Source organism: Nocardia vulneris (genome assembly GCF_001613425.1).
Lineage (GTDB): Bacteria > Actinomycetota > Actinomycetes > Mycobacteriales > Mycobacteriaceae > Nocardia > Nocardia vulneris.
Genome location: NZ_BDCI01000017.1, coordinates 554,893 through 563,302, shown reverse-complemented (window position 1 = coordinate 563,302; position 8,410 = coordinate 554,893). Strand labels below are relative to the sequence as shown.

The 8,410-nt window shown below is 68.8% G+C and carries 10 protein-coding genes; 7 read left to right on the top strand and 3 right to left on the bottom strand.

Features of this window, described 5'->3' with window-relative positions; translation table 11 throughout:
- Positions 1-315: 315 nt before the first annotated feature.
- Together NVU01S_RS20315 and NVU01S_RS20310 are read left to right on the top strand one after the other, a co-directional pair.
- The gene (locus tag NVU01S_RS20315; RefSeq protein WP_082859549.1) at positions 316-810 is read left to right on the top strand and encodes a GtrA family protein; all 495 of its coding nucleotides are present in this window, start codon (positions 316-318) and stop codon (positions 808-810) included.
- Positions 811-820: 10 nt separating this feature from the next.
- The gene (locus NVU01S_RS20310; protein ID WP_014983551.1) at positions 821-1,051 is read left to right on the top strand and encodes a Trm112 family protein; all 231 of its coding nucleotides are present in this window, start codon (positions 821-823) and stop codon (positions 1,049-1,051) included.
- 260 nt (positions 1,052-1,311) lie between these two features.
- On the opposite strand, the gene NVU01S_RS44605 is transcribed toward NVU01S_RS20310, so the two are convergent.
- From NVU01S_RS44605 to NVU01S_RS20290, 3 genes are all read right to left on the bottom strand, one after another.
- Entirely contained in the window at positions 1,312-1,818 is a 507-nt protein-coding gene (locus tag NVU01S_RS44605) for a hypothetical protein (protein ID WP_209444803.1), read from the bottom strand.
- On the bottom strand, positions 1,808-2,731 hold the full coding sequence (locus NVU01S_RS20295) for a hypothetical protein (protein WP_043671077.1): 924 nt from the start codon (positions 2,729-2,731) through the stop codon (positions 1,808-1,810). The genes NVU01S_RS44605 and NVU01S_RS20295 overlap by 11 nt, the downstream gene beginning before the upstream one ends.
- 162 nt (positions 2,732-2,893) lie before the next feature.
- A complete protein-coding gene (locus tag NVU01S_RS20290; protein ID WP_043671073.1) occupies positions 2,894-3,343 on the bottom strand; it encodes a hypothetical protein in 450 nt (149 codons plus the stop codon).
- Between the two features lie 296 nt (positions 3,344-3,639).
- Between NVU01S_RS20290 and NVU01S_RS20285 the strand changes: the two genes are divergently transcribed.
- The 5 genes from NVU01S_RS20285 to recN are packed head-to-tail and all read left to right on the top strand — an operon-like array spanning position 3,640 to position 8,408.
- Positions 3,640-4,545, top strand: a complete 906-nt coding sequence (locus NVU01S_RS20285) for an HAD-IIA family hydrolase (protein ID WP_043671069.1) — start codon at positions 3,640-3,642, stop codon at positions 4,543-4,545.
- A gap of 13 nt (positions 4,546-4,558) precedes the next feature.
- Entirely contained in the window at positions 4,559-4,864 is a 306-nt protein-coding gene (locus tag NVU01S_RS20280) for a hypothetical protein (RefSeq protein ID WP_244467258.1), read from the top strand.
- Between the two features lies 1 nt (position 4,865).
- Positions 4,866-5,699: a TlyA family RNA methyltransferase gene (locus tag NVU01S_RS20275; RefSeq protein ID WP_043671066.1), complete on the top strand. Its 834-nt coding sequence runs from the start codon at positions 4,866-4,868 to the stop codon at positions 5,697-5,699.
- On the top strand, positions 5,696-6,655 hold the full coding sequence (locus NVU01S_RS20270) for an NAD kinase (protein WP_043671063.1): 960 nt from the start codon (positions 5,696-5,698) through the stop codon (positions 6,653-6,655). The genes NVU01S_RS20275 and NVU01S_RS20270 overlap by 4 nt, the downstream gene beginning before the upstream one ends.
- Positions 6,633-8,408, top strand: coding sequence for a DNA repair protein RecN (recN, locus tag NVU01S_RS20265; RefSeq protein WP_043671060.1), 1,776 nt, complete (start codon positions 6,633-6,635; stop codon positions 8,406-8,408). Before NVU01S_RS20270 ends, recN begins: the two co-directional genes overlap by 23 nt.
- The last annotated feature ends 2 nt before the right edge of the window (positions 8,409-8,410 follow it).

Below are 8,410 nucleotides of genomic sequence, written 5' to 3'. Positions count from 1 at the left end.
AGCGCGGGTGGTGGAGTTTTGACCGGTGCCGTCGGTGACGCGGTGGGCGGTGCGGGGGCTGAGGGTCGGACCGGTGGTGGTCGGGCTGGGGTGACTCGCATAGGCAATGGAGTTTTGGCCGGTGCCGCCGGTGGCGTAGAGGCTGGTGCGGGAGTTGAGGGTTTGGCAGATGCCGGTCGGGCTGGGGTGGCTTGTGCGGGCGGTGGGACTTTGACTGGTGCGGCTGGTGACGTGGTGGGCGGGGCGGGAGTTGAGGGTTTGGCCGATGGTGGTCGGGCTGGGGTGACCAGTGGGGGTGGTGGGGCTTTGGCTGCTGTGGGTGCGGGTGGGGGCGGCGCGGCCGGGGTGGGGGAGAGTGCTGCGGGGGGTGGGGAGAATCCGGGGCCTTTGTTGCGGGTGGTGCGGCGGCAGGAGTTGGCGTTCGCGGTGGTGGGCGGGTTCAATACTGCGCTCGGTATCGGGATGACCGTGGTGTGGCTGGCGGTGCTCGGCGACAATGTGCCGCCCTCGGTGGCGGTGGCGGCGGCGTACGCGGTGAGTATCGCGGTCGCGTTCGTGTTGCATCGGACTTTGGTGTTCCGGGTGCGCGGGCATCTGCTGCGTGATTTCCTGCGGTTCGTCGCGGTGAATTCCGGTGGGCTGCTGCTGAATATGGTGTTGCTGGAGCTGGCCGTGTCGGTGTGGCACTTCCCGGACAAACCCGCAGCGGTCGTGGTGATGGGTTTGGTAGCCGTCGCCAGCTACTTCGGCCACCGCCACATCTCGTTCCGCCGCCGACCGGCGGTCGAATCGCGCGACGTCGTCGGGTAGGTTTTCGGTCATGCCGGAGCACACCACCTTGGACGCCACGCTGTTGAGCCTGCTGGCCTGCCCGCAGGACAAGGGCCCGCTACTGCTGGTCCGCGCGACCGAGGGCACCGTCCTCTACAACCCGCGCCTGCGCCGCGCCTACCCCATCGACAACGGCATCCCCGTCCTCCTCATCGACGAAGCCCGCGACGCCACCGAAGCCGAACACGCCGACTTCATCGCCCAGCCCGTCGAAAGCTGAGCCCGCTCCCTCCCGCCTGAGCGTGCTCCTTCCGCCCGAGCGTGTTCGGCCGCAACGGCTCGCACGACGAATCGGCTGAAGCCCAATGCTGTTGGAGCCCAAACCAGTCGGCTGCGAACCGGCCCGCCGCGACTCGATCGCGTTGCCCCTCGACAAGCACACGTATCGCGGCCGCTCCAGCGGAAACTGTCCTGGACACCTGATCACCAGGTAATGGTGGCGTGGGCCTCTCGACCGATGCCGCCACCATTACCTGGTGATCAACTGTCCAGCTCGCGGCTGCCGTCGGATCGCCCGTCCTGGGCGAAGACCTCGGCCACGGTCGTCGCAACGATGCTGCGCTCGAACCAGCGGTCTAGTTCATCGGAGTCCCAGCAGGCCAGGATCCGCTCACGGTCGGCTTCGGACAGGTGGACTTTGCGATGCTCCAAGATGTGCACGATGATCTCGGCGCGCCCTTCGGCCTTGCTTTCAGCCAATCCCTCGGCGAAGCCTTCTGTATACCCCTCGGCGTAGCTGGGTGTATCGAGGAAGACTTCATGCAACGTGCTGGCAACGAGGCTGCGGTCGAACCAGGAGTCCAGATAGTCCGCCTCTCGGCAAGACAGAATGAGAGCGCGGACGCTGTCAGCTACGGGTATACCGCGATGCTCCAGGATCCGGACGATGTCCTCGGCCCGCCCCTTGGCTTCTCCGTCGGCGCGGATGCGTTGCGACGTCTCGGACCGGAAGAACCACAGCGGTATGGAATTCGCCTCAGTGGTCATCGGCGAGGACTTCCTCGGCAGTGGTGGCGGAAATGCTGCGGTCGAACCAGCGGTCGAGGACCTCGATGTTCAGGCAGGTCAGAATTCGGTTCCGGTCCATGTCGGACAACGGGATACCGCGTCGGTCCAACATGCGAATGATGCACTCAGCGCGTCCCTCCGCCTGCCCCTTGATCAGTCCTCTCGCCTCTCCTTTCGCTTCTCCACGCACTTCTCCTTGCGCGCGCAGATCTTCGGAAGTCTGGGAACGGAAGAAGTCAAGGTCCATGGACATCAGTTTCCTCCACATCTGTTGGGTTTCGCCAGCACCGAGGCCGAGTTCGGTGAGTTCGCGGTACATGTGGGCTGCTTCGGTGGGGCCGGTTTTGCTGAGCGCCTTGGCCAGCGTTTCGAGGATCTCGGTGATATCGGGTTGTTTGGCGTGGGTGATGGCGGACAGGGTGGCGAGCGCGAGGTCGGAGACGGCGGTGTCGATATCGGTCACCGGCCGCACGTTGTGCGGGCCGAGGACGAGTGGGCGCAGGATCAGGCTCGGCCACCGGTCATGGCCGACCGGCAGCGAACCCTCGGCCCACGACGCGACCGCGTGGTCCTGGCAGATGACGACGAGCACGGGTAGTAGTTCGTATCTGGCCTGTAGATAAGACAGGTAGTAGGCCCAGGCGGGCGGTCGGGTCGGATCCCGCTTGCCCTGTGCCTCTACCAGCAACAGGAATGGTCCTTCGGTGGTGTCGATTTGCAGGATCGTGTCGGCGCGGCGCTCGACGGGGCGGCATTCGGTGAGGTCGACCGAGAGTTGAATCACCTCCAGGGGGTCGGGGAACGGCAGGTCCAGGGCGCGGAAGGCGCGGGCGAACGTGCCGGGGTCGTATTGGAAGATGCGGTGCATCGCTTCGTGTTGCGAGCTGACCATGCGGCAAACATAGAGGCATGGCTCGAAAATTCATTCGAAAAGTGTCTGTGGGACAGGTTTGCGCGGTGTGTTGCTGGAAACACGCAAGCGGTGTCGCGCAACTCACCGGCAATCTGGACGGGAGTACAGGAACGGTTCGTGAAGTGTTGGGGGAGAAGGGGTTCAGGAGACGAAGGTGGCGGAGGTGACGAGAACCTCGGCGTAGCTGAAGTACCAGCCGTTCCAGGTGTCGGCGGTGTGGATGTGGAGGGCATGGCCGGTGGCGGGCCCGGCGGTGATCGACCACAGCCCATTGCCGTAACCGGTTGCCGTGCTGACACTTCCGTCGGACCAGGCGAATTCGGCGGAGCTGGTCGCGCCCGGCGCGTTGAACGGGATGGTCACGCTCATCCGCGCGGCGTCCACACCGGGCAGCAGGGCGCTGGCGCATTCGCGCAGGTTTACTTCCCGATGGATGTTCTGGCCTGCGCTGCCCGTCCCGGGCACCAACCGCCCGCTCATCACGCTGCCGACCTGGCAGCCGCCGTACCCCTGCGCGGTCGCCTGACCCGAACCGGCAAGTGACGCCGCGCACAACAGCACGGGCAGCACAGCGATGGCACGAACCGACATGGCACTACCTTTCCGCACCGGCCCGCCCCCGAGACCGACGACTCGAGCAGCAGTTTAACTCTCCGGCCACCCTCTCAGCCGGTTTCCGGGACTCGTCGCACGCTTTCCCTCGTCACCAATCGTGGGGCCATCCGCCGACGAATCGGCACCCCTTCGCCGTGGCGCTCGAACCCACCGAGCCGCGATTCGTGTCGGCGCCTTGGCGTAATGTGTGGGTGTCTCGGAGCTGCCTTGGGCGCGGCGGGGCCGGTTCGGGCATCCGCGGGGATGCGAAGTTCGGTGACACGGAGAGTGGTGTGAAGCGGCTACGAGATCGCTACGAAGCCTTGCTGCTTGACCTGGACGGCACCCTGTACCGGGGTCCCGTGGTGATCGAGGGTGCGCCGGCGGCACTGGCGGCCGAGGGCACGCAGCGACTGGTGTACGTCACCAACAATGCGAGCCGTTCGCCGGCGACGGTCGCCGCGCATCTGGTGGACCTCGGCTTCCCCGCGACCACCGACGACGTGGTGACCAGCGCGCAGGCGGCGGCCCGGCTGCTGGCCGAGCGCCTCGCTCCCGGCGCGGAGGTGCTGGTGGTCGGCACCGACGATCTGGCCGCCGAGGTGACGGCGGTCGGCTTGCGCCCGGTGCGCCGCTTCGACGGCGCCGCGCCCGCCGCTGTGGTGCAAGGACATTCACCGCAGACCGGCTGGCCCGAACTCGCCGAGGCCGCGTACGCGTTACGCGCCGACGCCCTGTGGATTGCCGCGAACACCGACAAGACGCTGCCGAACGAGCGCGGTCTCGCCCCGGGCAACGGCGCGATGGTCGCCGCCTTGCGTACCGCGACCGAGCTCGAGCCGATGGTGGCGGGCAAACCGTTCGCCCCGCTGATGGAGGACGCGCTGGCGCGCGCGGGCACCCGTAGCGCGCTGGTGGTGGGTGACCGATTGGACACCGATATCGAGGGCGCGAACGCCGTGGGCCTGGAATCGCTGCTGGTGCTCACCGGTGTCAGCACCCTGGACGAGCTGAAAGACGCGGCGGCCGAATTCATTCCGACCTATGTGGCCGATTCGCTGGACGCGCTGAACCACCCGCCGATTCCGGCCGAATCGGACATCGATCCGAGCGACCTCGCCGCGGCGTTGGCCGACCGGTTGCGGCGCAACCCGGGACGGGCCGTGACGGTGCGCGCGTCCGGTTCGGAAATCCGATAGCGTTGACCGCACGATGACTACTCCCATGCCCCGCCCAGGAATGCCGACGCCAGGTGCCAGCGGACCCCGCCCCGGGGTTCCGCTGCCGGGCCAGCATCTGCCGGGTGCACCCGGGCGTCCGGAGCCCGCCGATCCGGAGCGCATCCGCACCGAGATCGATGGCCTGCTCACCGAACTCGTCACCCGCACCGGCTGGCCGGGCGCGAACGCGACGGCCGAGAGCGCGGAGACCGGTGCGGACATCACCCGCCGCGCCCGGATCCTGGAGCAGGCGCACGACGTGCTCGTGCAGGCCCTGGCCACGGTGGACAAGATCTGAGGTGGCCAGACGCGCGCGCGTGGACGCCGAACTGGTTCGCCGCGGGTTGGCGAGATCGCGAGAACACGCGGTCGAGCTGATCGGTGCCGGTCGCGTCCTGATAGCCGGAACGGTCGCGGTGAAGCCGGCGACCGCCGTCGAGGCGGGGACGCCGCTGCTGGTCCGGGAGCAGGCCGACGAGGTGTCGTGGGCCTCGCGCGGCGCGCACAAACTACTCGGCGCGCTCGCGGCGTTCGAACCGGCGGGGCTCACCATCGCGGGGAAGCGCTGCCTCGATGCGGGCGCGTCCACCGGCGGTTTCACCGATGTGCTGCTCTCGCGCGCGGCGCGCGAGGTGGTCGCGGTGGATGTCGGCTACGGCCAGTTGATCTGGCGGTTGCAGAACGACGACCGGGTGCGGGTGGTCGATCGCACGAACGTGCGTCACCTCACGCCCGAAATGATCGACGGCCCAGTCGAGTTGGTGGTCGGTGACCTGTCTTTCATCTCGCTCGCCCTGGTGCTGCCCGCGCTGGCCGCGTGCACCGCGCCGGGCGCGGATCTGCTGCCGATGGTGAAGCCGCAGTTCGAGGTCGGCAAGGAACGGGTCGGTGCCGGCGGTGTGGTGCGCGATCCGGCGTTGCGCGCCGCGGCGGTGCGCGAGGTCGCGACGGTCGCGGCGGCGCTCGGCCTGCACACCGAGGGCGTGACCGCCAGCCCGTTGCCGGGCCCGTCGGGCAATGTCGAATACTTCCTGTGGCTGCGCAAGTCCGTTACCGCGGACGGCAGGCTGGAAGACGACGAGGCGCGAGTGGCTGCCCTCGTCGAGCGTGCGGTTGAGGAGGGTCCACAGTGAACGCGCCGACGAGGGCCGATAGCCGGGAGATCCTGCTGGTGTCGCATCCCGGCCGGGCGGAGATCATCGAGACCGCGCACCGGCTGGCGAAGATCTTCGCCGACGCGGGTATCTGCCTGCGGGTGCTCGACGACGAGGCGGACAGCACCCGGTTCGAGGCCGAGCCGGGCGGCTATCCGGTGCGGGTGGTCGCGCACGGGCCCGAGGCCGCGGTCGGTTGCGAGATGGTGCTGGTGCTCGGTGGCGACGGCACGTTCCTGCGGGCCGCCGAGCTGGCGCGCCCGGCCGGGGTGCCGGTGCTGGGAATCAATCTGGGCCGCATCGGTTTTCTGACCGAGGCCGAGGCCGAGCATCTCGACGACGCGCTCGCGCATGTGGTGCGCCGGGATTACCGCATCGAGCACCGGATGACCATCGACGTCAACGTCCGGGTGGACGACGAGGTGGTGGAAACCGGCTGGGCCTTGAACGAGGCGAGCATCGAAAACGCCTCGCGGATGGGCGTGTTGGAGCTGGTGCTGGAGGTGGACGGCAGGCCGGTGTCGGCGTTCGGCTGCGACGGCATCCTGATCGCCACCCCGACCGGCTCCACCGCGTACGCGTTCTCCGCGGGCGGCCCGGTGGTGTGGCCGGAACTCGAAGCGCTGCTGGTGATTCCGAGCAACGCGCATGCCCTGTTCGCCCGGCCGCTGGTGACCAGCCCGGAGTCGCGGATCGCGGTCGAGGCGGCCGCCGAGGGGCACGATGCGATAGTTTTCCTGGATGGCAGGCGCACGCTCGACCTGCCGCGCGGCGGCCGGTTGGAAGCGGTCCGCGGCGCGCAGCCGGTGCGCTGGGTGCGGCTGGATTCCGCGCCCTTCGCGGACCGGATGGTGCGCAAGTTCCAATTGCCCGTGACAGGCTGGCGTGGCCGACGGCGAACGGAGAGCACACATGCTGACAGAGATCAGGATTGACGGGCTTGGCGTTATCTCGACGGCCACCGCGCAATTCCACGAGGGTCTCACGGTTCTCACCGGTGAGACGGGTGCGGGCAAGACCATGGTGGTCACCAGCCTGCACCTGCTGAGCGGTGCGCGCGCCGATCCGGGGCGGGTCCGGCTGGGTGCCGCGCGGGCGGTGGTCGAGGGCCGTTTCACCGTCGACGACGTGAACGACGGCGCCCGCGCCGAAGTGGCGCAGGTGCTGGAATCGGCTGCGGCCGAACAGGATGACGACGGCAGCATCATCGCGATCCGCACCGTGGGCAGCGACGGCCGTTCCCGCGCGCACCTGGGCGGGCGGGGCGTGCCCGCCGCGGTCCTCGCCGATTTCACCGCGCCGTTGCTGACCGTGCACGGGCAGAACGATCAGTTGCGCTTGCAGCGTCCCGACCAGCAATTGGCGGCGCTGGACCAGTTCGCGGCCGACACCGTAGGGCCGCTGTTGCGCAAATACGGTGTGCAGCGGCGCTCTTGGCTGGACGCGCGCAACGAATTGCTCGAACGTACCGCGCGCAGCCGGGAATTGGCGCAGGAGGCCGACCGGTTGCAGCATTCGCTGACCGAGATCGATGCCATCGCACCGGAACCCGGCGAGGACGTGCGCATCGTCGAGGACGTGCGCAGGCTCAGCGACCTGGATTCGCTGCGCGAGGCCGCCGCGACCGCGCACGACGCGCTGGCCGGCTCGCCGGAGACGCCTGAAGACGGTTCCGGCGCACTGGAATTGCTCGGTGCCGCGCGCTCGCGCATCGAGTCGGCCGACGATCCGAAGCTCACCGCGCTGGCGCCGCGGCTCGGCGAGGCGATCGCGGTGGTGGTCGACCTGACTACCGAACTCAGCGGCTATCTTTCGGACCTGCCGTCGGATCCCGGCGCGCTCGATTCGCTGCTCACCCGCCAGGCCGAACTGAAGTCGCTGACCCGCAAGTACGCCCCCGACATCGACGGCGTGCTCGCCTGGGCCGATGAGGCGCGCACCAAGCTCGGCTCGCTCGACGTGTCCGAGGAGGCGCTCACCGCCTTGGCGGCCGAGGTCGATATCGCGGCCGAACGGGTGCGGGAGGCGGCGGGCAAGCTGAGTGCCGCGCGCAAGAAAGCGGCCGGCAAGCTCGCGTCCGCGGTGAGCGCCGAGCTGGGCGGACTGGCCATGGGCAAGGCGAAACTGGAGGTCGAGGTCCGGCCGGTGCCCGCGGGTCCGCAGGATTCCGCGCCGCTGCTCGTCGGCGGCAAGGAACTGCACGCCGGGTCCTCGGGGGTGGACGAGGTGGAGTTCCGGTTGTCCGCGCACTCGGGCGCGCAGTCACTGCCGTTGAGCAAGAGCGCTTCCGGTGGTGAGCTCTCCCGGGTGATGCTCGCGCTCGAGGTGGTGCTCGCCCGCTCGGATCACGGCGCCACCATGGTTTTCGACGAGGTGGACGCGGGCGTCGGCGGCCGGGCCGCGGTGGAGATCGGGCGCAGGCTGGCCCGGCTCGCCCGCACCCATCAGGTCATCGTGGTGACGCACCTGCCGCAGGTCGCGGCCTTCGCCGACACCCACCTGGTGGTCGACAAGTCCGACGACGGCAAGGGCAAGGTGAACAGCGGCGTGCGGGCGCTGACCAAGGACGAACGGGTCATCGAATTGGCGCGCATGCTGGCCGGTCTGGACGACACCGAAACCGGCCGGGCACACGCGGAGGAACTGCTGGAGACGGCGCGCTCGGAGAAGTCCGGCGCGACCGTCTGAGG

What these genes read in the sequence shown, in the direction of transcription:
- recN (WP_043671060.1), top strand. Translation starts at nt 6,633, where the DNA reads ATGCTGACAGAGATCAGGATTGACGGGCTTGGCGTTATCTCGACGGCC.
- NVU01S_RS20310 (WP_014983551.1), top strand. Translation starts at nt 821, where the DNA reads ATGCCGGAGCACACCACCTTGGACGCCACGCTGTTGAGCCTGCTGGCC.
- NVU01S_RS20295 (WP_043671077.1), bottom strand. Translation starts at nt 2,731, where the DNA reads ATGGTCAGCTCGCAACACGAAGCGATGCACCGCATCTTCCAATACGAC.
- NVU01S_RS20280 (WP_244467258.1), top strand. Translation starts at nt 4,559, where the DNA reads ATGACTACTCCCATGCCCCGCCCAGGAATGCCGACGCCAGGTGCCAGC.
- NVU01S_RS44605 (WP_209444803.1), bottom strand. Translation starts at nt 1,818, where the DNA reads ATGACCACTGAGGCGAATTCCATACCGCTGTGGTTCTTCCGGTCCGAG.
- NVU01S_RS20290 (WP_043671073.1), bottom strand. Translation starts at nt 3,343, where the DNA reads ATGTCGGTTCGTGCCATCGCTGTGCTGCCCGTGCTGTTGTGCGCGGCG.